Source organism: Novosphingobium pokkalii, from assembly GCF_014652855.1.
Lineage (GTDB): Bacteria > Pseudomonadota > Alphaproteobacteria > Sphingomonadales > Sphingomonadaceae > Novosphingobium > Novosphingobium pokkalii.
The window spans coordinates 85,048-108,225 of record NZ_BMZP01000009.1; the positions used below are offsets into that span (position 1 = coordinate 85,048).

Here is a 23,178-nt window from a genome sequence, read left to right on the forward strand (position 1 = left end):
ATCAGACCAGCCGGTTGGTGCGGATCAGTTCGCGATACCAGTCCGCGCTCATCTTGGGCGTGCGCTTCTGGGTGGCGAAATCGACATGGTGGATGCCAAACAGCTTGGTATAGCCGTCCTCCCACTCGAAATTGTCCATCAGGCTCCACAGGAAATAGCCCTTCACCGGCAGGCCTTCGCGCGTTGCGCGTTGCAGGTGCGTGAGGTAATTGCGCAAGTACATCACGCGGTCCGCGTCATAGACCTTGCCGTCGGCCGCCACCGGATCATCGGCGGAACAGCCGTTTTCCGAGACATAGAGCGCCTTGGGCTGCCACAATTCGTGGATCGTGCGCAGGCCCCAATACATCACCTCGGGCGTGACATAGAGCCAGGGCGAGGCCATGCGCGGCGATTGCGGCAAGTGCGGCAGGATTTCATAGCCGCCCGGCTTGGTCACATCGGCGCGCACGGTGTTGCCGGTGTAGATGTTGACCGACACGAAATCGAGCGGGCTGCCGATCGCGGCCATGTCGCCGGCCTGCACTTTGGGCGCATCCTTGCCCTGCGCGGCCAGATAGCTGTCGATATAGCGGCCTTCCATGATCGCGGTGAGGAACATGGCGTTTTCCTCGCGCACCGCGCGCTTGACCGCGTCGATGTGCTCGGGCGTTTCCAGCGCGGGCACGAAGATCGTGGCATTGTCGGCCAGGCCTACCTGCGTGCCCGGCCGGGCATGGGCGCGGATCGCCTGGACGCCCAGGCCATGGGCCAGCACGCCATGGTGGCGCACCTGGTTCACCTCGCCCATCGGCAGCTTGAGGCCAGGGGCCTTGCCCCCGGTCATGTAGCTCAGATCGGTAAAGCAGCGCAGTTCGTTGACCGTCATGAAATGCTTCACGCGGTCGCTCACCTTGCCGGCCATGAACCCGGCATAGTCGGCAAAGGCCAGCGCGGTGTCACGGTTCTGCCAGCCGCCCGGCAGCGCGGCGGGCAAGTCCCAGTGGAACAGCGTCATGTGCGGGGTGATCCCCGCCGCCAGCAGGCCATCGATCAGGCGGTTGTAGTAATCCAGGCCCTTGGCATTGGGCTTGCCCTTCCCCTCGGGAAAGATGCGCGACCATGCCACGGAAAAGCGATAGGCCTTGACGCCCAGCGCCTTGAGCAGGCCGATATCCTCGGCATAGCGGTGATAGCTGTCGCAGGCGACATCGCCGGTATCGCCCCGCGCGACTTTGCCCGGCGTGTGCGAAAACACGTCCCAGTTGGTGGCGCCGCGCCCGTCTTCCTTGACGCCGCCCTCGATCTGATAGGCCGCGGTCGCGCAGCCCCACTGGAAGTCGGCCGGAAAGGCGCCGGCATCCCCACCGATCCCGCCAGCAGGCGCGGCCTGCGCCAGAACCGGCGGCACGCCCCCCACAGAAGCCCCAAGGGCGGCAACACCCAGGCCACGGCCCAGATCGCGACGGCTGATTCTGCTCATGCTATCCTCTTCCTCAAGGCGGTCCGGGGCGCGGCGTCGGCGCCGTTCCAAATCCCCGTGTCATCGGCAATGGTTACGCTATCATTGCCCTCGATGACAATGCCCGAGTTTTGCGCAAAGGTATGCTTTGGGATGGATGCCTGAAAGCCCCCTCCTCTTCAGAGGAGGGGGTTGGGGGTGGTGGAACCCTCACGCCATGCCCCGCACCACCCCCCGACCCCCTCCTCTGAAGAGGAGGGGGAGAAGACTTTCATCTCCGTTCGGGCTGAGCCTGTCGAAGCCCCCGCCTGTGCAATGCGCTAGGCGCCCGCCTTCACCCGTCGGGCTATGCTTGCGGGCAAAGCCATAACGGGAGAGACCTGCATGCCCTTTACCGGCCCCGCCGAAGATCGCCTGGCGCTGCGCGAACTGCTGGAAACCTATGCCGATGCCGTCACCCGCTACGATGCGCAGGCCTGGGGCGATACCTGGGCGCAAGACGCGCAGTGGTCGCTGCCCGATTATCCCGAGATCGGCACCACGCAGGGGCGCGCCGCGATCGTGGCGATGTGGACCGAAGCGATGAAGCACTATCCGGGCATCCAGTTCGAAGCCTGGCCGGGCAGCATCGTGGTGGAGGGCGATCGCGCCACGATGCGGTCCTACACGGCCGAAGTCTACGACTGGCCCGATGGCGTGCACCGCGATCGCGGGCGGTATGACGATACATGCGTGAAGATCGACGGCCGTTGGTATTTCCAGGCGCGCACGTTCCGCAATATCCACCGGCAGATCGGCGCCAAGGGTCTCTGATGCCGATCATCCGCCACCACGCCGCGCTGCGCGCCCTGGTGGCAGTGCGCGGCCATCCGTTCGATCGCAGCGGGTTCGATGTGATGTTCCAGGCGATGGACGGCGTTTCGGCCACCATGGTGGATCAGCCCGCCGCCGCCCTGCTGATGAATCCCGAAGGGATGCGCGATTTCGACGTGCTGGTGCTCTACGACATGCCAGGCCTCGATTTCGAGGCTGCGGAACCGCCCGTCTTCGTGGACCCGCCCGCGCCATTGCAGGCCGGTTTCCGTGCGCTGCTGGAACAGGGCAAAGGCGTGGTCGCGCTGCACCATGCGCTGGCAGCTTGGCCCACCTGGGCCGAGTATCACGAATGGCTTGGGGGGCAGTTCCTCTATCGCCCGGCCATGGTGCGCGACGCCCCCGCGCCCGATAGTGGCTATCGCCACGACGTGGCCTACACTGCGAGCACCCTGCCCCATCCCGTCACGCAGGGCTTGCCCCCACACTTTGCCTTGCAGGACGAACTCTATCTCGCGCAGGTCTTTGCCGATGATGTCGTGCCACTGCTGACCTGCGACGCGCCGTTCACGCGCGACCATTTCTGGTCGGCCGATCTTGCCGTGCGCGGGCACATGTTTGCAAACGAGGGGTGGGACCATCCGCCCGTGCAGCCGCTGATCGGCTGGGCGAAACAGGCACTGGCCAGCCGGCTGGTCTATCTCCAGCCGGGTGACGGCCCCGGCGCCTGGGACAATGCCGCCTATCGCACGCTGGTGCGCAATGCGATGCGCTGGGTGGCGGGACAGTAAGCCGCCACCCAGCGCATCGCTCAACGCGCGGTCATCCCGCCGTCGACCACGAATTCGGCGCCGGTGACATAGCGCGCCTCGTCAGAGGCGAGGAACAGGTTCATGTTGGCGATATCCTCGGGCGCGCCCATGTAACCCATCGGCACCAGGGCCATCACCGCATCATAGTTCGCCGCGTTGTCTTCCAGCGCCACGCCCTGGATATTGGTGGCGATCATGCCCGGATGCACGGTGTTGCAGCGGATGCCATCGGCCGCGCCTTCCAGCGCGACGACCTTGGAGAACAGGCGCACCCCGCCCTTGCTGGCGGCATAGGCCGCGCAGCCCGGCACGCCGATCAGCCCGGCCACCGACGAGATGTTGATGATCGAGCCGCCGCGTGGGCGCCCATCGGCACCCGGACGGCGCATCATCACGAAGGCGCGCTGCGTGCCCTGGAACACGCTGTTGAGATTGACGTCGTTCTGCTTGAGCCAATCGGCAGTGGTCACCTTGTCGAATTCGCCGAGCACGGCGATCCCGGCATTGTTGACCACCACGTCCAGCGCGCCATCGGCCGCGTCGATCGCCGCGATCACCCGGTCCCAATCGGCTTCCGAGGTGACATCGTGGGCCAGCGCGGTCGCCTGTCCGCCGGCATCGCGGATCGATTGCGCCACCTTTTCCGCGCCATCCAGGTCGCGATCGGTGACATAGACCTGCGCGCCCTCCTGGGCAAAGCGGATCGCAGTGGCGCTGCCCAGGCCCGGCACCGACGCCCCGCCGGTAACCAGGGCAATCTTGCCTTCCAAGCGCTTCATGCTGCTTCCTTTCTCATGCAAACCGCCCCCGGTTCTCAAAACTTGAAGCCGATCGTGCCGCCATAGGTGCGCGGCTCCAGCGCCATGCCGAACGACCACAGCCCGGCCACGGTGAAGGCGTGGGTGGTGGTGCGGATATCGGCCAGGTTGCGGCCGAACACGCGGACATAGGCGTCGGTCTTGTTGAGCTTGAAATTGAGCGTCAGGCTGGCATCGACCAGATCCTGCGTCACCGTGCGCACGCGCGGATCGTTGCCGCTCACGATCTGGCCACTGCTGCCCAGCGCGGTCGTGCCGGCCGTGCTCGATGCGATCGAGATCTGCTCGTCATAGGGGCTGATATGGCGCCACGAGGCCGAGGCGACCACGCTGCCGAAATCGGTCGGCACGGTATAGTCGCCGCTCAGCGAGCCGGAGAACGTCGGCGCATAGATCAGGCGGTTGGCGGTATAATCGAACGGGGTAATCGTGGTGCCGACCAGGCCACCCACCACGAAGCGGCGGAAGTGAGACTGCATCAGCGCGGCCGAGGCGGTGATCTTGAAATTGGAACTGACGCGCAGCGAGCCGTCGAACTCGATCCCCTTGATCAGCGCGCCGCCCGGCACGTTGCTGGTGATCGTCTGATTGCCGGTGGAGCAGGTGCACGGGATCGTCGTGTTTTGCTGCATGTTCTTGTAGTCGGAGATATAGCCGGCCAGGTTGATGTTCAGGCGGTGGTCGAACAGGTCAAGCTTGGCGCCCACTTCATAGGAATCGAGCGTTTCGGGCTGGAACGGCTTGGTGGCATAGTTGGCGTCGCCCGCGCGTGGGCTGAACCCACCCGAACGATAGCCGCGCGACCAGCTTGCATAGACCATGGCATCGCTGCTGGGGCGATAGTCGATCCCCACCTTGGGCGTGAACTTGGAGAAGTTGGCCGAACCCGGCGGGAACGGCGCGCCGAGGAAGCCATTGGCCAGATACTTGTAATCGTGCGACCAGCGCCCGCCGAACGAGAGGCGCACCTTGTCCACCACGGCCCAGTTGAAATCAGCAAAGGCGGCATAGCTTTCCGACTTGGCGTTTTCGATCTGCGGCGCGGCATCGAATGTGCAGGGCGGGGTATTGGGCGAAAAACCGAACACGCGCGAGCACTGCTTGAAATCGTACTTGCTGTTGAAATAGAATCCGCCGATCACATAGTCGAAGCCCTGGAAAAGGTTGCCGGCGGCGCGCAATTCCTGGCTCCACTGCGTGTAGTTCTGGATGCGATCGACATAGTAGAGATCGGTGGAAGACCCGTCGAAATCCTGCGTCTGGCGCTCGGCACTGTGGCGCCAGCCGGTGATCGCGGTCAGCTTCACACTGCCCAGGCTATAGTTCATTTCCAGCGTGGCATCGGGCGCGTGATAATTGCTGAGCGCTGGCTGGCCGAACGTGGTGTAAAGATCGGTGGTGGTGTTGCGGTTGCATTCCGCCGCCGGTTCAAAGGCGCAGAACACTTCGCCGGTCTTCGCGAGGTTGCTCACCGCCGGGGTGAACGACTGGATCACGTTCTCGATGGTGAACTGCGCAGTGAAATCGGAATCGGCCGGCTTGAACAGGATCGTGCCGCCAAAGCTGTCCCCCTTGGAACCGCCATCGGGCCGGTTGTAGGTGGCATTGTGATAGAAGCCGTCGCTCTGGTTGTGGAAATACCACAGCTTCAGGCCCATGGTCTCGCCATTGCCGAAATTGCCGATCACCTTGCCCGACCAGGTGTTCCAGCGGCCATAGGTGAACTCGGCCTTCATGCCTGCGGTCATGGTCGGCTTGCTGCGCGTGATGTTGACCACGCCGCCGATCGTGTTGGCGCCAAACAGCGTGCCTTGCGGGCCACGCAGCACTTCGATCTGCGCGATGTCGAACGCATCCTGCAACTGGCCGGTGTTGGTGCCGATGGTCACGCCATCCACCACCACGCCCACCGTGGGCGTCTGGCTCTTTTCGATATCGGCATAGGTCAGGCCACGGATCGACAGGTTGGCCGCCTGCGCGCCCGAATTCTGCTGGGTGATCAGCAGGCCCGGCGCGGCGCCCTGCAAGTCACCGATGTTCACCGCAGCCTTGTTTTCCAGCATCGCCGCGCTGACCGCGGTGATCGCCACCGGCGTGGTCTGGAGCGATTCCGCGCGGCGGCGGGCGGTCACGATGATCGCGTTGGTGTCTTGCGACACCGCGCTGTCGGCTTGTGGGCTGGCGGCGGGAGGCGCCTCGTCCGCCATCGCCAGACCGGGCATCAGCGGAAGGCTGACCCCGGCCAGAAGCACGCACGCAGCACGATTGCCAAAGCAGGCTTTCATCCTCTCACTCCCCCAGGTTCTTTATCGGCGCAGGGTTCTTGCCCTTTGATGTGTGGAACCTAAGCGGGCGAAGGCATGGGCACCTACTGCAACAAATCATAGGTGCTTGCGCGAGCGTTTGGGCCAAGCTGCAACCAACAATCTGCCGCTGTCCCCGCGCGGCCGGTCCATTTTGGGAGAGACATGATGAACCCGTTGGAAAACCGCCGTTTCCTGTTGCAAAAGCGACCACACGGCACGCCACAACGTGACGATTTCAGCCTGAAAACCGGCCCCGTGCCGACCGCGCCCGAGGGGGGCCTGGTGGTGCGCAACCGCTACATCTCGCTCGATCCGGCGCAGCGCGGGTGGATGGATGACGCCCCCAGCTACATGCCGCCGATCCCCCTGGGCGAGCCCGTGCGCGCCACCACGGTCGGCGTGGTGCACGAGTCGCGCCATCCCGATTTCGCGCCTGGCGACTGGGTGCTGGGCCTCAACGGTGTGGAAGACTATTCGGTGGTCACGCCCGGCGGGTTTACCAGCAAGATCGACGTGTCGATCGTGGACCGCCCCTCACGCTATCTTTCGGCCGTGGGCGCGGTGGGCCTCACCGCCTATTTCGGCCTGACCGACGCGGCCGCGCCGCGCGCCGGGGAGACCCTGCTGGTCACCGGCGCGGCGGGTGCGGTGGGATCGATGGTCGGCCAGATCGGCAAGATCCTGGGCCTGCGCGTGATCGGCATTGCCGGCGGCGCGGAAAAGTGCCGCCGCCTGGTCGAGGACTATGGCTTCGACGTGGCGATCGACTACAAGGGTATCGACGACCGGGGCAAGGCGGTGGACGCGCTCGCCGCCGAAGTCGCCGCCGCCGCGCCCGATGGCGTGGACATCCTGTTCGAGAACGTGGGCGGCGACGTGATGGACGCGGTGCTGCTCAACCTGGCGCTCCACGCCCGCGTGGTGCTGTGCGGCTTGATCAGCGAATACAACGCGCCCGAAAAGATCGGCATCCGCAACTTGTGGCAGGTGATCGTCAAGCAGGCGACGATCAAGGGCTTCCTCATCGCCGGCTATGTCCCCCGCTTTGCCGAAGGTGGCGCCGCCGTGGCGCAATGGCTGGGCGAAGGGCGCCTGCGCGTGGACGAGGATATCCAGCACGGGCTGGACAACGCCTATGATGCCTTCATGCGCCTGTTCACCGGCGCCAACACCGGCAAGCTTGTGCTGGCGGTGGATTAGGCCTTTCGCAGCCCGGCGCCGCGTGTCGGCACCGGGCTCGGCCCGGTTCAGGCAAAGGCCTTGGCCAGGCTTTCGGCCAGCACCGCCGGCTTGTGATCGTGGCGGGTGATCGGCGGCACGGCGCGGTCCACCCCGGCCAGCGCATAGACCGCCGTCTGCGCCGCGCGCACCGAATATTCCACGGTGAACACCACATCGTCGGGCAGTTCGACGAACTGGCTGACAAAGGCCAGGTTGCGCGATCCGGCCGGCACCGGCGCCGGGCGATCGCCAGCACGGCGCGGCATGAACATCGAGGTGATGTAGGGCAGACGGCAGGGAATGCAGGTGGCCGTGGCAAACACCGCCGGATCGAAATTGAGATGGCCGCACAGCTCGCGCAGGATCTCCGCGCCGCTGCAATCGCTCATCGGCTTGGCCACGAAATCCCCGATCCGGTCGGGATGCAGGGCATAGCCCCAGAACACCATCTCGTTGGCGCGCTGGTCGCGGAAATGCGGCTGGTGATAGAGCACGACAGACATCAGCCAGCGGGAATCGCGCAAGGTGACAAGCCCGCCCGTGCCGGCGGCATTGCCGCTCAGCCCCTGCATCGCCTCGAAGAACGCCGGGTCACGGCAGGTGACGGTGAAGCTTTCCCACAGGCTTTCGGGAATGGAGCTGTTGAACGCGGCCGGATTGCCGAATTCGGGGCGGCCCTGCGAGATCTTTTCCCACAAGGCCCAGCCCTGGCTGTCGGCCTTGGTCAGCTTGGGCGGGGGGGCTTCATGGCTGCCCAGGCTGGTGGCATCGGTCATCGATCCGTTCTGGAAGAACACCAGCGTATCGGGATCGATCGCGATCGTTTCGGCCTGGCCGTCGCGCGCCACGGCCAGCGACGTGACGATGTGGCTGCGGCCCTGCGCCGTCTCGCGCGTGTCGATCGCGATGTCCGTCACCATCGTGTTGCCCACGAAGTTCACGCCTTGCGCGGTGAGCCACTGTTCCAGCGGGCGCACGATCGAATCATACTGGTTGAATTCGGTGCGCTTGACCCCGCCCAGCGTCTCGATGCGCGGAAACTCGTTCATGAAGCGATGCAGATAGCGCTTCAGTTCCACCGCGCTGTGCCAGGTCTGGAACGCAAACGTGGTTTGCCACATGTACCAGAAATTGGTCTCGAAAAACGCTTCCGACAGCCAGTCGCTGATGCGGCTGTCCCCCAGGCGCTCCTCGCTCGCTTCCAGCAGGCGCACCAGTTCCAGGCGATTGGCCATGGAAAAGCCCATGTGCCGCACATCGATGCGATGGCGGTGGCGGTCGATCAGGCGGGCCTGCGAATGGGCCACGTGCGCCTTGTTGAAATCCAGCGTGCGGGCCCGCACCGAAGGCGTGCCGTCGCCGTCGGTAGCGGCCAGATCGGGGATGCCATCGAGCAAGGCCCAGGTGCATTCGTAATGCTCGGTCGTCAGCATCCGGCCGCCGCGCAGGCTATAGGCGCCATCGGGCAGCCGCGCCCCGTCGAGCGCACCGCCAAACACATGCGGGTGCTTTTCAAAGATGGTGATCTCGCGCCCGTCCACGCCCGCGTCGCGCACCAGAAAGGCAGCGCCTGCCAGCGCGCCGATGCCACTGCCGATGAAATACGCCTTCATTGCCGCACATCCCTTGCCAGGGGCGCCAGCGCGCCCACCCGGCAAGGGATATCCGGCCGATCACCGAAATCGTTGATATGGCGCAAGATGTACCGGTATTTTGGCGATCAGAACTGCACTCGCTTGGTATAGCCGCCGTCGATCACCACGTTGGTGCCGGTGGTGAACGAAGAGGCCGGGCTGGCCAGGAACACCACCGTGCGTGCCACTTCCCCCGGCCCGCCCCAGCGGCCGAGCGCGAACTGCGCCTGCGTGGCCTGATAGAGTTCGGGCATCAGCCCCTCGATCGCTTCCCAGTTGCCGCCGGGGAAGCGGATCGGGCCGGGCGACACGCAGTTGACGCGGATGCCCTTGGCGCCAAGCGCCTGGCTCAATTGCCCGGCATGAACCAGTAGCGCGCCTTTCAGCGCGTTGTATCCCTGCGGCACGATGAAGGTTTCCACGCCCGCCGTGCTGGCGGTGACCACCACGCTGCCCTCGCCCGATGCGGCCAGCGCTTCTTCCAGCACTTCGATGCCGATCACCAGGCCCATGATGTCGTAATCCAGGCCCTTCTGCCAATCGCCGGTGGCGCCCGCGCCGCTGGTTGAAATCATCGGCACGAAGATGTCGCAGCCGCCCAGCGCGTCGCGCGCCTGCGCCAGCCAAGCGCGATAAGCATCATGGCCGCTTTCCATGTCGAAGGCGGTGCCAAACACTTTGCCGCCATGGGCGGCGAGCGCAGCGGCGGTCTCCGCCACCTGGTCGGCATTGCGCGAGCAGAACGCCACGTCGGCGCCTTCGGCGGCGAACAGCTCCACCGTGGCGCGGCCAATGCCGCGGCTGCCACCGGTGAGGATCACCTTCTTCCCCTTCAATCCCAGGTCCATGGTCTTTTTTCCTTGTCTGCGCCGGGGCAGAGTGGCGCATGGGGGCCTGCGCCAACCACTGCCCTTTTGGAGAGGAATGGCCCTGCCCCGCCTGTGTTAGCAAGCGCCAAACGAGACGCGATGCGGGAGAGCACGATGGGCAGGTTGAACGGCAAGCGCGCCGTGGTTCTGGGCGCCAGCAGCGAAGGCAACATGGGCCAGCACATCGCCCGCCGCTTTCTGGACGAGGGCGCGCAAGTGCTGGTCGCCGGGCGCAAGGAAAGCGTGCTGGCCGATTTCGCCAATGCCCACCAGTGCCACTGGGCACCCTGCGACATCACCGCCGAAGCGAGCCTCGCCGCGCTGGCCAATGCCGCCGTCGATGTGCTGGGCGGGATCGACATTGCCGTCAATGCCACCGGCTGGGGCCTGCTCAAGCCGTTCCTGGACACCACGCGCGAGGAACTCGATACCATTACCGCGTTGCAATATGTCGGGCCGTTCCAGTTCTATCAGGCCATGATCCGCAAGATGGCGCGCAGCCAGGGCGGCAGCGGGGGCAGCCTGATCCAGATCAGCAGCGCCACGGCCACGATCATGCTCAACGATCATGCCGCCTACATGGGCACCAAGGCCGGCACCGACCACGTGGTGCGCTGCGTCGCCCACGAATTCGGCCATGAGGGCATCCGCGCCAATTCGATCTCCCCCGGCCTCACCGAAACACCGATGACCGCCCAGGCCAAGGCCGTCCCCGGCCTGTTCGACAGCTTCCTGGCAGGCTATCCGCTCGGCCGAATCGGCACGAGCGACGACATCGCCGCGGCGGCCGTGTTCCTGGCCAGCGACGAATGCTTCATGACCGGGGAAAACCTGCAAGTGAACGGCGGCCTCACCCTGCGCCGCAACCCCACGCGCGAGGAAATGGCGGCGGCGATGGCGGGGGCTGGGGCAGGCGTCGCCTGAGGCTTCGCACCACCCCCCGACCCCCTCCTCTGAAGAGGAGGGGGAGTTAAGGCACTGATCTAAAAGCCCCCTCCTCTTTAGAGGAGGGGGTCGGGGGGGTGGTGGATGCCTGAACCCACGCCGCACAACTGGCGCCCCGCCCGCCACTGCGCTAGGCAGACGTGATGCAAGCCCCCCACCAAGACGACGCGCCCGGCACCTGGACGGCAGACGCACCCAACCATGCCACCCGCGCGCAACGGCTGACCGGCCTGGTTGCCATTGCCCTGCTGACGCTGGCCGGGGTGTGGACCCTGCGCCTGTTCCTGCCCGCACTGGGCTGGGGCGTGATCCTGGCCGTGTCGCTATGGCCGCTGCACCAGGCAGCGGCGCGGCGCTGGCCGCGCGGACAGGGGCTGGTCTGGCCGGCGGCCTTCACGCTGCTGGTGCTGCTGGTCTTCGTCATTCCCCTGGCCATGGTGGCGGTGGCCGTGGCGCACGACAGCATGGCGGTGACGCAGTGGCTGGCCCAGGCCCATGCGCAAGGGGTGCCGGTGCCCGATTTCGTCGCGCACCTGCCCTATGGCGATCACCTGGCGGCGTGGTGGCAACAGACCCTGGCCACGCCCGAAGCGATCGACCGCCTCTCGCTCCAGGCGCGGCACCTGCATTTTGCCAGCGGGGAACGCATCCTCGGGCTGGTGGCGCATCGCGTGCTGTTGATCAGCTTCATGCTGCTGACGCTGTTCTTCCTGCTGCGCGATGGCGCGCGGGTGGCGCATGCCCTGCGCATCGGCACGCGCCGCGCCTTTGGCGAAGCGGGGGTGCGCGTGGCCGATCAGGCGATGCTGGCGGTGCGCGGCACGGTCAATGGCCTGATCATCATCGGTTTTGGCGAAGGCGTGCTGATGGGCGTGGCCTATGGCCTGGCGGGCGTTGCCCATGCGGCGCTGCTTGGCGTGCTCACCGCGCTGCTTTCGGCCATTCCGCTCGGCGCCGTCGCCGCCGTGGGGATTGCCGCCGCGCTGCTCGGGGCGGCGGGCCAGGCTGCGGCGGCAGTTGGCGTGCTGGTGTTTGGCGGCGTGGTGATCTTCGTGGCCGATCACTTCGTGCGCCCGGTGTTCATCGGCGGCGCCACGCGGCTGCCGTTCCTGTGGGTGCTGCTGGCGATCCTGGGCGGGATCGAGACCTGGGGCCTGATCGGCCTGGTGATCGGCCCGGCGCTGGTTGCGGTGCTGATGCTGTTGTGGCGCGAATGGGTGGGCGCGCACCAGGGGCCGCTCAATCCTGCTGCCGATCCTGCGGTTGGTCCTGCTCTGCCTGAATGATCGCGGCGATCTGCGCGCGCAGTTGATCCTTGCGGATCTTGCCGGCGGCGGTGCGGGGCAGCGCCTCGACCATCTCGAACCGCTCGGGAATCTTCTGCCGGGCCAGGCCACTGGCGGCCACGTGCGCCGCCAGCTCTGACGTTTTCACCGCCGCGCGCGCCACCACGAAAGCGCAGACTCCCTCGCCCAGCCGCGCGTGCGGCATGGCCACCACCGCGCAATCGGCCACGGCGGGATGGGTGGCCAGCACTTGCTCGATCTCGGTTGCGGAGATGTTTTCCCCGCCGCGGATGATCAGGTCTTTCTTGCGCCCGGTCACGGTGATCGCGCCATCGGCATCGCGCACGCCCAGGTCGCCGGTGCGAAAGAAGCCCTGCGCGTCGATCGCGGCGGCGGTTTCGGCGGCATCGGCATAGCCGATCATCATTGCCGGCCCGCGCGCCAGGATTTCGCCCTCGGCGCCATCGGGCAGGTCGTTGCCCGCTTCGTCCACGATGCGCACGGCATAATCGACGATCCGCCCGTCGGTCTGCGCCGCGCGCGCCTGGTTGTCGGGCCAACCAAAGCTGACCAGCGGCACTTCGGAACTGCCGAACACGCGGAACGGCGCGCAGCGGGCAAAGGCGCCGCGCGCCTGGTGGATCACTTCGGGCGCCACCGCCGCGCCGCCACAGGCAAAGAAGCGCAAGCTGGGCAGCGTCTCGCCCGCTGCCCGCGCGGCAGCGGCCAGCTCCACCAGGAACGGCGTGGCCGCCACCGTGCCCACCACGTGGTGCTGCGGGATCAGCGCCAGCGCTGCCTGCGCCTGCCAGCTTTCCATCAGCACGGTGCAGGTGCCCACCACCAGCGGCATTTCCAGGCCATTGGCATAGCCCGAGACATGCGTGACCGGCGAGGGCATCAGCATCGTATCACCCGCCTGCAAGCCCCAGAATGCCGCGCTCTGGCCGATCACCCGGCCCAGCGTGGCATGGCTGTGCAGCACCCCCTTGGGCCTCCCCGTGGTGCCGGATGTGTAGAGCACCATCTTCACGCCCATCGGATCGACCGCCACGCGCGCATCGGGCAAGGCGCGCCCGGCCGCCACCAGCGCGGCGAAATCGTCCGGCCCTTCCCCGCGAACGGTGAACACATGAGCCAGCGCGGGAAGATCCGCCCGCACCCGCGCGGCCATGGCGGCATAGTCCACCTTGCGGAACAGCGTGGGCACGAACAGCGCACGGGCGCCGCAATCGCCCAGCATCACGCGCAATTCGGCGTCACGATAGATCGGCACGATCGGGTTGACCACCAGCCCGGCCAGCGCGCAGGCCAGGTTGAGCACCGCCGCCTCGCGCCAGTTGGGCAACTGGAACGCCACCACCTCACCCGGCAGCAATCCGCGCGCGCGCAGCGCCGCAGCCAGCGCCTGGGCATCGGCCCACAGCGCGGCGAACGAGACCGTGCCCGCCTCGTCGATCAGGCACGGATCATCGGGCCGGGCCAAGGCCAGGGTGGCCGCGCGATCGGCAATCGTCTCTACCGGCCACAGGCTCTGCCGCGCAAATTCCACCTGGTGCGGGGCGGGCACCCTTGGCCAGACCCGGCGCGGCGCCAATCTCGCTTCCAGCCCTGATTCGGCGCTGTTCTCCATGATCCTCTCTGCCTCGCCCATTTCCCGCTTGTTCGCCCGTTGGCGCGCGCAAGTCCACTTGGCCAAAATGCGAGGAACCTGTCACCTGTCCCAGCTTGGCAAGGCGTTTGGCCTGCGGCAGCGTGTGGGGAAAGCGGAAACACTATAAACCACGGAGAGGCCGCACCATGAACAACGACCGGGCCGAGCGGCGCCAGCGGATCGGCGACATTGCCGAAATCATGCTGGATTACGTCGAGCACAAGAGCACGTATCAGGCCCAACAGGTGGCGCGCGTGCGCACCGCCAGCTATACCGATCCTGATCAGTGGAAGGCCGAGATGGAACTGGTGTTCCGCCGCGTGCCGCTGATGCTGGCCTTCACCGCCGAACTGCCCGAGCCGGGCAATTACAAGGCGATGGACGCGATGGGCCTGCCCGTGCTGATCGTGCGGGACAAGGCCGGCCAGGTGCGCGCCTTCCTCAACGTCTGCTCGCATCGCGGCGCCCCGGTGGCGGCCGAAGGACACGGCAAGTGCGCGCGCTTCACCTGCAAGTATCACGGCTGGACCTATGGCCAGGACGGCAAGCTGCTGGGCATTGCCGAAAGCACCACGTTCGGCGACGTGGACAAGGCCGGCCTCGCCCTGCGTGCCCTGCCCTGCGAAGAACGGGCGGGCATGATCTTCGTGGCGCTCACGCCCAATGCCCCGCTGGACCTCGACGATTATTTCCAGGGCTTCCTCGACGATTTCGAAAGCGTCGATTTTGCCAACTGGGCCTACCTCGGTAGCCGCACGATCGAGGGCGCCAACTGGAAAATCGCGTTCGACGGCTATCTCGAAGGCTATCACTTCGCCTCGCTCCATCCCGCCACGATCGAGCCGCGCACCCCGGCAAACCGCACGTTCTACGAAGGGTTCGGCCCCTCGATGCGCATCGGCTTTCCCCAGCACCGCATTGCCGAAGCGCTGAAAGACGTGCCGCGCGAGGATTGGGGCGACCAGGAAAACAACGGCTTCGATTTCGTGCGCATCCTGTTTCCCAATGTCTCGGCCTTCCTCGCGCCCGAGATCACCCAGGTGGCGCAACTGTTCCCCGGCCCGACGCCCGATCGCAACCGCACCGTGCTGCACTATCTGCGGCGCGAACCCATCCGCGACGAGGAAGACCGCGCCCAAGTGGAACAGATGATCGAGTTCTTCCGCGATGTGACCTACCAGGAAGACTATGTGATCGGCATGGAAATCCAGAAAGGCCTGGAAAGCGGCGCGCACGACAACCTGGTGTTCGGGCGCAACGAACGCGGCAACCAGTATTTCCACGAATGGCTCAACTGGTATCTGCAAGACGATGCCACGCTGCCCAAGCCGGTGATGTGAGAGGGCTGCCACGATGACGGTTCAGGAACTCAAGTCGCGCTATTCGCCCGAATTCGACATGCCGGTGCGCGGCGACACGATCACCGCCGAACGCTATATCTCCAAGGACTGGATGGACCGCGAAAACCGCAACCTGTGGCCCAAGGTTTGGCACCTGGGCGGCATGCGGGCCGAGCTGGAAGAGGAAGGCGATTTCATCCGCCACGATTTCGGCAAGGATTCGGTGCTGATGATCGCCCAGGCCGATGGCGGCGTGCGCGCATTCTACAATTCCTGCCCGCATCGCGGCAATCGCCTGGTGCTTGGCGATGCCGGCTCCATGCCGCGCATCACCTGCGGCTATCACGGCTGGCAGTTCACCCCCGATGGCGTGCTGGCCAAAGTGCAGGATCCCGATGATTTTGCCGGCGGCAACCCCTGCGGCAAAGTGCACCTGTCGGAACTGCGCTGCGAAACCTGGGGGCCGTTCGTGTTCTGGTGCATGGACGATGATGTACCGCCGCTGGCGCAATGGATGGCGCCCTTGCAGGAACGCCTGGCCAACTATGGCCTGGAAAACTGGGTCCGCGTGCTCAAGCTGTCGTGCGACGCCGATTTCAACTGGAAGATCATCCGCGACAATTTCAACGAAAGCTATCACCTCCCCACGATCCATCCCGAACTGGCAACCTTCATCAACGATGGCCTGCCCACCACGGTCTTCGAGATGTATCCCAGCGGCCACAACGCGATGTGGATGATCGGCCACCAGGCGACCACCCGCGTCGATTACCACAGCGCCGAAGTGCCCGCGCCGCTGGATGACATTGCCCGCGCCTGGGGCATCGACCCGGCCGATTACCACGGCCACACCGGCGATATCCGCGCCGCCGTGATCGCGGCGAAGCGCAAGCTGGGGCCGGAACGCGGCTATACGATGTACGAGCACATGACCGACCAGCAATTGGTGGACTATTTCCACTGCACGCTGTTCCCCAATCTCACCCTCACGATGTCGCCAGAACAGATGCAGGTGCTGCGCACCGAACCGCATCCCACCGACCCGGAAAAGTGCGTGTTCCAGCACTGGTGCCTCTATCCCCCGGTCAAGGGCATGAAAGAGGTGGTCACGCCGATCGGCCCCGTGCCGCTGCGCCACGATGCGGTGGCGCGCCACAGCCGCTATGGCGATGGCGTGTCGCTGGGCTTCGTGGCCGACCAGGACCTGTCGATCGGCACCACGCAGCAGCAGGGCCTCAACTCGCGCGGCTTCAAGGGCTGCATCCTGCCGGGGCAGGAAAAGCGCATCCAGCGCTTCCACGAATTGCTCAACGACTATGTCGCGGGCAAGGGACCGGTGCAGCCGGCATGACCTATCCCGCCCCGCCCTGCCCGGCCGACGTGCGCCTGGCGCTGGCCGATCTGGTCAGCGCCTATGCCATGGCGGTGGACGACATCGGCCAGGCCGCCGGCGTCGCCGCGCTGTTCACGCCCGACGGAATCTATGATCTCGCCAGCCTCGGCATGGAGCGGTTCGTCGGCCGCGCCGCGATCGAGGCTTTCTTCGAGCAGGCCTTTGCCGGCATGGCGCAAAACGCCCATTTCCTCGGCAACGTGGCGCTCGCTGCCTACGACGGCGCCACCGCCAGCCTCAGCGCCTATGGCCACGCCTTCAGCCTGGGCAAGGATGGCACGATGCTGGAAGTGAAAGCGCGCTATGCCTTCGACGTTGCGCTGCACGAAGGCACCTGGCGCATCGCCCGCCTGGGCATGACGATGCTGCTGCCGCCGGTCTCCACGGCGGGATAACGCACTGCGACCTCAGCGCTGGGCCAGATCGCGCCTGCATGCCGGGCAAAACCGTTCCGGCCCATTGCCAGGGTAGAGCCGCCCACGATGCGCGATCGGACTATCGCAAGTGGGGCATCGCAGCATCCATAGGCAATAGAGCTCGCCGCAAACTCCGACCAGAATGGCGGCAACGAGCGAAAACGTGGCCAAGCGCTGTTCCATGCTGACGACAAACAGCGGAATTGGCGCGACGAAAGCCAACCAGCCCAGCTTGGCAAGATAGAAACGACGGATCGGGCTCATCGGCATCACACCCCGGCTGGCGCAGGAGTGTAGCAGATCGCCGCCAGGCCCGGCCAGCCAAACCATCAACTCGCCGCAAAGCGCCACAAACCGTCAGCATCCGTTCACGCGAGCGGGCATAGCCCTTGCCCATCACAGTGAGTGGAACGTCCCGATGCCGCAATCCATTACCCGCATCGCTCTTGTTGCCAGCGCCGCTGCCGTGGCGGCGCTGCCGATCATGGCCAGCAGTGCCGCCGCGCAACAGGCCTATCCGCCCTCTGGCTATGACCAGAACGGCGGGTATGACCAGAACCAGGGCTATGACCAGGCGCCCCCGCCCGATTATCGCGACCAGCCGCCGCAGGGGTATGACCAAGGCCAGCCCCCGCAGGGCTATGGTCAGCCCCCGCAGGGCTATGCGCAGCCTTACTCCGGACAGACCACGACGACGACCACCACCACGACTCGCTCGGTCGAGGTGCAAAGCTATGACCAAGGCCCCCCGCCCGGTTATGACGGCACGCGCCCGCCACCGCCGCCGCCCGGCTACAACCCCGCCGCGATCGACCGCGCGCAGGCCGAGCGTGACGCCCGCTATGCCGCAGATGCCGAAGCCTGGGCGCGCGACAACTGCGTCAAGGCGCGCAGCAATGCCACGGCCGGCGCCGTGATCGGCGGCATCTTCGGCGCGCTGGTGGGCAATGGCCTGTCAAGCCGCCACGACGGCGGCTTCGGCACGCTGGCCGGCGCAGCGGTGGGCGCTGTCGGCGGCGCGGCGATCGGTGGCAGCACTGCCAACGAGACCAGCCCCGGCTGTCCGCCGGGCTTCGTCGTCCGCTCGGGCGCGGCGCCCTACAGCTATGATACGGTCTATTTTTCCAACTACTATTACGCCGCGCCGGGCTGGTATCGCCCCTGGGTCTATGTTGGCGATCGCTGGACCTATCGTCCCTATCCCTATCACGATTACTATTACCGCGCCTATCGGCCCTATCATCCCTATGGCTGGGGTGATCGTGGGTATTACGGGCGACCCGGTGGCTATGGCCGGCCCGGTTGGGGCAGGCCCGGCTACCGCCATTTTTGATGCGTTTGCGTGCTGCCGGGACACCGGCAGCACGCCCCGGCATCAGCTCATGCAATAACCCCCATCCATCATGAACTCGCTGCACGTCACAAAGCTCGCCGCGTCGGAGCAGAGATAGACGACGCCGCCGGCCATTTCCGCCGGCCGGCCCAGCCGCCCGATCGGGTGCGCGGCCACCACGCCCTGCATCGACACGTCGAGCGAGGGCACCGCGCCCAGATCGACATAGCGCTGCATGATCGATTGCAGCATCGGCGTGTCGATGCCGCCGGGGTGCACGCTGTTGGCGCGGATGTTGTAGCCCAGCGCGGCAAATTCGGCGCCCATGCACTTCGACAGCATCTTCACTGCCGCCTTGCTGGTGCAATAGGCGCCGTTGAACGGCGCGCCCCTGATCCCGCCCACGCTGGAAAAGTTGACGATCGACGCACCGCTGGCGCGCGCCTTGCCCCCTTGCTTCAGCAGCGGCAGCAGCGTCTGCACGCCGATCACCACGCTTTCCACGTTGACCGCATTGATCCGGCGCCATTCCTCCAGCGGCGTTTCCTCGATGCTGGCGACAATGCTGATGCCCGCCACATTGACCAGCGCGTCGAGCCGGCCATAAGTGCCCTGCACCAGCTCAGCCACGGCCTGCCAATCCGCCTCGCTCGTGACATCGTGGGCCAGCACGTGATCGGCCTCGGCACGATCGGGCGCGGCCACGTCGGTTGCCACCACGGTTGCGCCGGCGGCCTTCATCGCGCGCACCACTTCACGGCCGATGCCGCCGCCCGCCCCGGTGACCACCGCGACCACGTTGTCCAGTTCAAAAGCCATCAGCCATGTTTCCTATTGCGCGGTCCAGCCGCCATCGATCACCAGTTCGGCCCCGGTCATGTAGCTGGCATCAGCGCTTGCCAGGAACGCCGCCGGGCCAGCCAGTTCTTCCGGCTCGGCCAGGCGGCCATTGGGCGTGGCCGCTTCCATCGCTGCCACCAGGTCTTCGGGCTTTTGCGCAAAGCCCTTGTCCACCCAGCGCTGGAACCCGGCATTGAGCAGCGGGGTGCGGACAAAGCCGGGATGCAGCGAATTGGCGCGGATCGGCATGCGTTTCTGCGCGAATTCCACGGCAATGCCCTTGGTGAACAGCCGCACCGCGCCTTTGCTGGCGTTATAGGCCGAAACTTCCGAATAGCCGACCAGCCCCATGATCGAGCTGACGTTGATCACGCTCGCCCCGCCGGCCACGTCCGCGCCCGATTTCGCCATCAGCGGCACCAGCGCGCGCGTACCCAGGAACACGCCATCGACGTTGACCGCCATGATCTTGCGCCAGGCCTCCAGGCTCAGGCTTTCCACCGCGCCGGTCAGGTCGGTCCCGGCGTTGTTGACCAGGATGTGGCAGGCGCCGCGCGCTTCCATGTGCGCGGCGAGCATGGCCCAGTCCGCCTCGCTGGTCACGTTGGCCTGCCGGTAATCCGCCCCCGCGCCCAGCGCGGCCAGCACTTTGGCCACTTCCGGGCTGTCGGCGGGATCGAGATCGGCCAGCGTCACGCTGGCGCCTTCGCGGGCAAAGCGAGTGGCGATGGCGAGGCCAATGCCGCGCAAGGCCCCGGTCACCAGCGCCACGCGCCCGGAGAGACGATCCATCGCGCTCAAACTCCCATCATGCCGGCGGTGGTCGCACCGTCGATCGTCAGTTCCGCGCCGGAAATGAAGCCGGCCTCGTCGCTCGCCAGATAGGCGACCAGTCCGGCCACTTCCTCCACTTGCGCCATGCGGTTCATCGGCGCCATGCCTTCATAGATCGCGCGCACGGCGGCCGGATCGGGCTGGCTTTCCATTATCTGGCGAATGAGATCGGTCTCCACCACGCCGGGCAGGATCGCGTTGACGCGGATGCGGTAGCGCTTCTGCCCGCAATAGACCGCGGCGGACTTGGCCAGCGCCACCACGGCGGCCTTGGTGGTGGAATAGGTCACGTAATTGCCCAGCGGCCGCGCCGCGTTCATCGAGGAATTGACGATGATCGATCCGGTCGCGCCCTCGTTGCGGGCCATGGCGCGGATCGCGTGCTGGACGGTGAGCATCACGCCGGTCTGGTTGATGCCGACCAGTTTGCTCCAGCCCTCGATCGTCACGTCCTCGATATTCGCGTCGCCCTGCTCGGTGCCGGCATTGGCGAAGGCGATGTCGAGCCGGCCATGCTCGGCCAGGATGCTTTCGATCAGGGCGGGCCAGGCCGCTGCATCTTCCACGCGGTGGCTGACAAAGCGACCGCCCACTTCCTGCGCCAGCGCTTCGCCCAGTTCGGCGCGCGATCCGGTGAAGACCACTTTGGCCCCTTCGGCGGCCAGCCGCCGCACCGCGCCCGCGCCGATCCCGCTGGTGCCGCCGGTCACCAGCGCCACTTTTCCTTCCAGCCTTCTGGCCACGGCCTGCTCTCCCGCTTTTTCGCTTGTGCCGCGATCATGCCGTGATCGGCGCGGTTGGGAAACCTATGCTTTGCGCAAGGTGACTTGCGCCGCCCGCGCGTAATAGACCAAGTTGCAATGCAAGCCGGGCGGGCATGATCCGGCGCGAGAGGACAGGACAGCATCATGGCACCATCGGATATGCCAAGCCCCGGCAACACGGCCGAACGCCCCACGCCCGAAAGCTGCGGCCTGCCGGTGAGCGACGGGATAAGCTGGCTCGAACTCATGGCCGCCGATTCGCGGCCCGCACCCGATGTGCTGGTCACTCCCAGCTACCAGAACCGGGGCAGCACGCCGATTTCTGCCGCGCGCTATACCAGCGAGCATTTCGCCCGGCTTGAACGCGAGCGGATGTGGCCGCGCGTGTGGCAGTTCGCCGCGCGCGAGGAAGACCTGCCCGATCCGGGCGACTATGTCGTCTATGAAAACGCCGGGCGCAGCTTCCTGATTTCGCGGCAGGACGATGGCTCGGTCCGCGCCATGCACAACGTCTGCCTGCATCGCGGGCGCAAGCTGCGCACCGAAGATGGCAGCGCCGACCGGTTCGTCTGCCCGTTCCACGGCTTTGCCTGGAACAAGGACGGCAGCTTCAACCACATGCCCTGCAAGTGGGATTTCCAGCATCTGGACGAAGCCAAGCTGTCGCTGCCGCCGGTCGAGGTGGGCCGCTGGGGCGGCTACATCTTCCTGCGCGAGGAGCCGGGCGGGCCGAGCCTGGAGGAATTCCTCGCCCCGCTGCCCGATCACTTCAAGCGCTGGCGGCACGAGGAATGCGTGACCGTGATGTGGGTGAGCAAGGAAGTGCCGGCCAACTGGAAAGTCACCGCCGAGGCCTTCATGGAAGCCTGGCATACCGTGGTCACCCATCCGCAACTGCTGCCGTTCACCGGCGATTGCAACAGCGCCTACTGGACCTGGGGCGATCACGTGAACGTCAACCTGGTGCCGTTCGGCACGATGTCCCCGCACCTCGATCCCTCGGGCAAGAGCGAGCAGTGGATCGTCGACCAGTTCGTGAAATACAACGGTCGCAGCGGCGACAATTATGACGCTGCCGCCGATCCCTATGCCGTCTCGGTGCCCGAAGGCATGACCGCGCGCGAGGCGCTCGGCGCCCGCATGCGCGCGGCCTATACCGCGCAGACCGGCTATGACCACGAGGACGCGACCGACGCCGAACTGCTCGACGCGCTGGTCTACAACGTCTTCCCCAACTTTGCCCCCTGGGGCGGGTTCATGCCCAACATCGTCTATCGCTGGCGCCCCGGGAAAACGCCCGACACCTGCATCATGGAAGTGCGCATCCTGATGCGCGTGAAGAAAGGCGAGAAGCACCCGCGCGGTGTGCCGATGAAGTTCCTGAGGCTGGACCAGAAATGGACCGAAGCGCCCGAGCTGGGCATTCTGGGCGACGTGTTCGAGCAGGACATGGACAACCTGCCCTATGTCCAGGAGGGGCTCCACGCTTCCAAGACCGGCAAAGTGCAACTGGGCAACTATCAGGAAATCCGCATCCGCCAGTTCCAGCAGACGCTGGATCGCTATCTCGGCATCGCCGAAGGCAGCGACGGAGCCGATGCGTGAGCGAGACGCCGCCAGACGCCCACCCCCGCCGGATCGATTGCGTGCTGATCTGCGGCGGGGTGTGGCACGATATCGACTTTGCCCGGCTCGAACTGCTCAAGCTCTTGGCCGATGATCCCGCCGTGCGCACCCGCGTGTTCGAGGATTACGAGAACATCGCCGCGATCGAGGGGGCCGATATCCTGATCACCTATACGTGCGACATCACCCCGTCGCTGCCGGCGCAGGAAGCGCTCAAGGCCTGGCTGGCGCGCGGTGGGCGCTGGTATGCCCTGCACGGCACCAACTCCGTGCTGCGCCTGCTGTCGGATGGCCCCAACGCCGGCCTGTGGGATGCGCCGCGCTGGGCGCCGCTGTTCATGGACCTGCTCGGCAGCCAGTTCATCAGCCATCCGCCGATCGCGCCCTATCGCGTCGAAGTGGCCGATCCCGATCATCCGCTGGTCCAGGGGGTGGAACCGTTCGAGACCACGGACGAGCTCTATCACCTCGAAACCCACGGCGATCTCCACGTGCTGCTCGATACCTGCTGCACCGAGCCCGGCACCGGCTTTGTCGAGGCCGAAGCCGCGCCCGGCCGCCATCCGGTGTTCTACATCAAGCACCACGGCGCGGGCGCGGTGCTCTACCTCACGCTCGGCCACTGCCGGGGGCATTATGACCTGCAACCCCTGCTCGACTGGTGGCCCAGCGTGGACCGCTGCGCCTGGGACTTGCCGGTGTTCCACGACCTGCTGCGCCGGGGGGTGGCCTGGTTGAAGGAGCCGCTCGGTGAGGCTGCGGGCGAATAGGACGTTGGCGTTGCGGAGGGCCCCGGATCAAGTCCGGGGCGACGATGGGTTTGCGCGGTTCCC

At 66.1% G+C, this 23,178-nt stretch carries 21 protein-coding genes; 11 read left to right on the forward strand and 10 right to left on the reverse strand.

Going from position 1 to position 23,178, the window contains the following annotated elements; translation table 11 throughout:
• Position 1 precedes the first annotated feature (1 nt).
• Positions 2-1,462 carry a GH1 family beta-glucosidase gene (locus IE191_RS11420; RefSeq protein WP_191324485.1) on the reverse strand — a complete coding sequence of 487 codons (1,461 nt, stop codon included), beginning with the start codon at positions 1,460-1,462 and terminating at the stop codon, positions 2-4.
• Between the two features lie 363 nt (positions 1,463-1,825).
• On the opposite strand from IE191_RS11420, the gene IE191_RS11425 reads away from it, so the two are divergent.
• Entirely contained in the window at positions 1,826-2,254 is a 429-nt protein-coding gene (locus IE191_RS11425) for a nuclear transport factor 2 family protein (RefSeq protein ID WP_191324486.1), read from the forward strand.
• Positions 2,254-3,045 (forward strand): ThuA domain-containing protein, encoded by a 792-nt coding sequence (locus IE191_RS11430; RefSeq protein WP_191324487.1) that lies wholly within the window; start codon positions 2,254-2,256, stop codon positions 3,043-3,045. The genes IE191_RS11425 and IE191_RS11430 overlap by 1 nt, the downstream gene beginning before the upstream one ends.
• Positions 3,046-3,065: 20 nt before the next feature.
• Here the strand turns inward: IE191_RS11430 and IE191_RS11435 are convergent, their stop codons facing one another.
• Both IE191_RS11435 and IE191_RS11440 read right to left on the reverse strand, forming a co-directional pair.
• Complete coding sequence (locus IE191_RS11435) at positions 3,066-3,845, reverse strand: SDR family NAD(P)-dependent oxidoreductase (RefSeq protein WP_191324488.1); 780 nt, start codon at positions 3,843-3,845, stop codon at positions 3,066-3,068.
• Positions 3,846-3,880: 35 nt separating this feature from the next.
• Positions 3,881-6,169 (reverse strand): TonB-dependent receptor, encoded by a 2,289-nt coding sequence (locus IE191_RS11440; protein ID WP_191324489.1) that lies wholly within the window; start codon positions 6,167-6,169, stop codon positions 3,881-3,883.
• Positions 6,170-6,355: 186 nt separating this feature from the next.
• Between IE191_RS11440 and IE191_RS11445 the strand changes: the two genes are divergently transcribed.
• A complete protein-coding gene (locus tag IE191_RS11445) occupies positions 6,356-7,390 on the forward strand; it encodes an NADP-dependent oxidoreductase (protein ID WP_191324490.1) in 1,035 nt (344 codons plus the stop codon).
• A 47-nt stretch (positions 7,391-7,437) separates the two neighbouring features.
• On the opposite strand, the gene IE191_RS11450 is transcribed toward IE191_RS11445, so the two are convergent.
• Together IE191_RS11450 and IE191_RS11455 are read right to left on the reverse strand one after the other, a co-directional pair.
• Positions 7,438-9,069, reverse strand: coding sequence for an oleate hydratase (locus IE191_RS11450; RefSeq protein ID WP_268249432.1), 1,632 nt, complete (start codon positions 9,067-9,069; stop codon positions 7,438-7,440).
• Positions 9,070-9,131: 62 nt separating this feature from the next.
• The gene (locus IE191_RS11455) at positions 9,132-9,893 is read right to left on the reverse strand and encodes an SDR family NAD(P)-dependent oxidoreductase (protein WP_191324492.1); all 762 of its coding nucleotides are present in this window, start codon (positions 9,891-9,893) and stop codon (positions 9,132-9,134) included.
• Positions 9,894-10,028: 135 nt separating this feature from the next.
• On the opposite strand from IE191_RS11455, the gene IE191_RS11460 reads away from it, so the two are divergent.
• Together IE191_RS11460 and IE191_RS11465 are read left to right on the forward strand one after the other, a co-directional pair.
• Positions 10,029-10,838: an SDR family NAD(P)-dependent oxidoreductase gene (locus tag IE191_RS11460; protein ID WP_191324493.1), complete on the forward strand. Its 810-nt coding sequence runs from the start codon at positions 10,029-10,031 to the stop codon at positions 10,836-10,838.
• 164 nt (positions 10,839-11,002) lie between these two features.
• Positions 11,003-12,145 carry an AI-2E family transporter gene (locus tag IE191_RS11465; protein WP_191324494.1) on the forward strand — a complete coding sequence of 381 codons (1,143 nt, stop codon included), beginning with the start codon at positions 11,003-11,005 and terminating at the stop codon, positions 12,143-12,145.
• On the opposite strand, the gene IE191_RS11470 is transcribed toward IE191_RS11465, so the two are convergent.
• Positions 12,099-13,778: an AMP-binding protein gene (locus IE191_RS11470; RefSeq protein WP_191324495.1), complete on the reverse strand. Its 1,680-nt coding sequence runs from the start codon at positions 13,776-13,778 to the stop codon at positions 12,099-12,101. The two genes, IE191_RS11465 and IE191_RS11470, sit on opposite strands and share 47 nt — an antisense overlap.
• Before the next feature lie 167 nt (positions 13,779-13,945).
• Here IE191_RS11470 and IE191_RS11475 point away from each other — a divergent pair, with 167 nt between their 5' ends.
• Genes IE191_RS11475 through IE191_RS11485 form a run of 3 tightly spaced genes read left to right on the forward strand, consistent with a single transcriptional unit; the run spans position 13,946 to position 16,927 of the window.
• Positions 13,946-15,139, forward strand: coding sequence for an aromatic ring-hydroxylating oxygenase subunit alpha (locus IE191_RS11475; RefSeq protein ID WP_191324496.1), 1,194 nt, complete (start codon positions 13,946-13,948; stop codon positions 15,137-15,139).
• Between the two features lie 13 nt (positions 15,140-15,152).
• Complete coding sequence (locus IE191_RS11480; RefSeq protein ID WP_191324497.1) at positions 15,153-16,490, forward strand: aromatic ring-hydroxylating oxygenase subunit alpha; 1,338 nt, start codon at positions 15,153-15,155, stop codon at positions 16,488-16,490.
• A complete protein-coding gene (locus tag IE191_RS11485; protein ID WP_191324498.1) occupies positions 16,487-16,927 on the forward strand; it encodes a nuclear transport factor 2 family protein in 441 nt (146 codons plus the stop codon). Before IE191_RS11480 ends, IE191_RS11485 begins: the two co-directional genes overlap by 4 nt.
• Before the next feature lie 12 nt (positions 16,928-16,939).
• Here IE191_RS11485 and IE191_RS11490 read toward each other — a convergent pair whose 3' ends face one another.
• On the reverse strand, positions 16,940-17,212 hold the full coding sequence (locus IE191_RS11490; protein ID WP_191324499.1) for a hypothetical protein: 273 nt from the start codon (positions 17,210-17,212) through the stop codon (positions 16,940-16,942).
• A 154-nt stretch (positions 17,213-17,366) separates the two neighbouring features.
• On the opposite strand from IE191_RS11490, the gene IE191_RS11495 reads away from it, so the two are divergent.
• A complete protein-coding gene (locus IE191_RS11495) occupies positions 17,367-18,281 on the forward strand; it encodes a hypothetical protein (protein ID WP_191324585.1) in 915 nt (304 codons plus the stop codon).
• Positions 18,282-18,323: 42 nt separating this feature from the next.
• On the opposite strand, the gene IE191_RS11500 is transcribed toward IE191_RS11495, so the two are convergent.
• From IE191_RS11500 to IE191_RS11510, 3 genes are read right to left on the reverse strand one after another with little or no spacing between them, the layout of a single operon-like run.
• A complete protein-coding gene (locus tag IE191_RS11500; protein ID WP_191324500.1) occupies positions 18,324-19,100 on the reverse strand; it encodes an SDR family oxidoreductase in 777 nt (258 codons plus the stop codon).
• A gap of 12 nt (positions 19,101-19,112) precedes the next feature.
• Positions 19,113-19,913 (reverse strand): SDR family NAD(P)-dependent oxidoreductase, encoded by an 801-nt coding sequence (locus tag IE191_RS11505; RefSeq protein ID WP_191324501.1) that lies wholly within the window; start codon positions 19,911-19,913, stop codon positions 19,113-19,115.
• Between the two features lie 5 nt (positions 19,914-19,918).
• Complete coding sequence (locus tag IE191_RS11510; protein WP_191324502.1) at positions 19,919-20,698, reverse strand: SDR family NAD(P)-dependent oxidoreductase; 780 nt, start codon at positions 20,696-20,698, stop codon at positions 19,919-19,921.
• 180 nt (positions 20,699-20,878) lie between these two features.
• Here IE191_RS11510 and IE191_RS11515 point away from each other — a divergent pair, with 180 nt between their 5' ends.
• Positions 20,879-22,324 (forward strand): aromatic ring-hydroxylating oxygenase subunit alpha, encoded by a 1,446-nt coding sequence (locus IE191_RS11515; RefSeq protein ID WP_229815291.1) that lies wholly within the window; start codon positions 20,879-20,881, stop codon positions 22,322-22,324.
• Positions 22,321-23,115, forward strand: a complete 795-nt coding sequence (locus IE191_RS11520) for a ThuA domain-containing protein (RefSeq protein ID WP_191324504.1) — start codon at positions 22,321-22,323, stop codon at positions 23,113-23,115. The genes IE191_RS11515 and IE191_RS11520 overlap by 4 nt, the downstream gene beginning before the upstream one ends.
• Positions 23,116-23,178 lie beyond the last annotated feature (63 nt).

Excerpts from the sequence above, each read along its gene's own strand:
- IE191_RS11425 (WP_191324486.1), top strand. The coding sequence starts at position 1,826 with ATGCCCTTTACCGGCCCCGCCGAAGATCGCCTGGCGCTGCGCGAACTG.
- IE191_RS11505 (WP_191324501.1), bottom strand. The coding sequence starts at position 19,913 with ATGGATCGTCTCTCCGGGCGCGTGGCGCTGGTGACCGGGGCCTTGCGC.
- IE191_RS11500 (WP_191324500.1), bottom strand. The coding sequence starts at position 19,100 with ATGGCTTTTGAACTGGACAACGTGGTCGCGGTGGTCACCGGGGCGGGC.
- IE191_RS11515 (WP_229815291.1), top strand. The coding sequence starts at position 20,879 with ATGCCAAGCCCCGGCAACACGGCCGAACGCCCCACGCCCGAAAGCTGC.
- IE191_RS11490 (WP_191324499.1), bottom strand. The coding sequence starts at position 17,212 with ATGAGCCCGATCCGTCGTTTCTATCTTGCCAAGCTGGGCTGGTTGGCT.
- IE191_RS11485 (WP_191324498.1), top strand. The coding sequence starts at position 16,487 with ATGACCTATCCCGCCCCGCCCTGCCCGGCCGACGTGCGCCTGGCGCTG.
- IE191_RS11460 (WP_191324493.1), top strand. The coding sequence starts at position 10,029 with ATGGGCAGGTTGAACGGCAAGCGCGCCGTGGTTCTGGGCGCCAGCAGC.
- IE191_RS11445 (WP_191324490.1), top strand. The coding sequence starts at position 6,356 with ATGAACCCGTTGGAAAACCGCCGTTTCCTGTTGCAAAAGCGACCACAC.
- IE191_RS11435 (WP_191324488.1), bottom strand. The coding sequence starts at position 3,845 with ATGAAGCGCTTGGAAGGCAAGATTGCCCTGGTTACCGGCGGGGCGTCG.
- IE191_RS11480 (WP_191324497.1), top strand. The coding sequence starts at position 15,153 with ATGACGGTTCAGGAACTCAAGTCGCGCTATTCGCCCGAATTCGACATG.
- IE191_RS11430 (WP_191324487.1), top strand. The coding sequence starts at position 2,254 with ATGCCGATCATCCGCCACCACGCCGCGCTGCGCGCCCTGGTGGCAGTG.
- IE191_RS11475 (WP_191324496.1), top strand. The coding sequence starts at position 13,946 with ATGAACAACGACCGGGCCGAGCGGCGCCAGCGGATCGGCGACATTGCC.
- IE191_RS11495 (WP_191324585.1), top strand. The coding sequence starts at position 17,367 with ATGCCGCAATCCATTACCCGCATCGCTCTTGTTGCCAGCGCCGCTGCC.
- IE191_RS11440 (WP_191324489.1), bottom strand. The coding sequence starts at position 6,169 with ATGAAAGCCTGCTTTGGCAATCGTGCTGCGTGCGTGCTTCTGGCCGGG.
- IE191_RS11465 (WP_191324494.1), top strand. The coding sequence starts at position 11,003 with ATGCAAGCCCCCCACCAAGACGACGCGCCCGGCACCTGGACGGCAGAC.
- IE191_RS11420 (WP_191324485.1), bottom strand. The coding sequence starts at position 1,462 with ATGAGCAGAATCAGCCGTCGCGATCTGGGCCGTGGCCTGGGTGTTGCC.
- IE191_RS11455 (WP_191324492.1), bottom strand. The coding sequence starts at position 9,893 with ATGGACCTGGGATTGAAGGGGAAGAAGGTGATCCTCACCGGTGGCAGC.
- IE191_RS11470 (WP_191324495.1), bottom strand. The coding sequence starts at position 13,778 with ATGGAGAACAGCGCCGAATCAGGGCTGGAAGCGAGATTGGCGCCGCGC.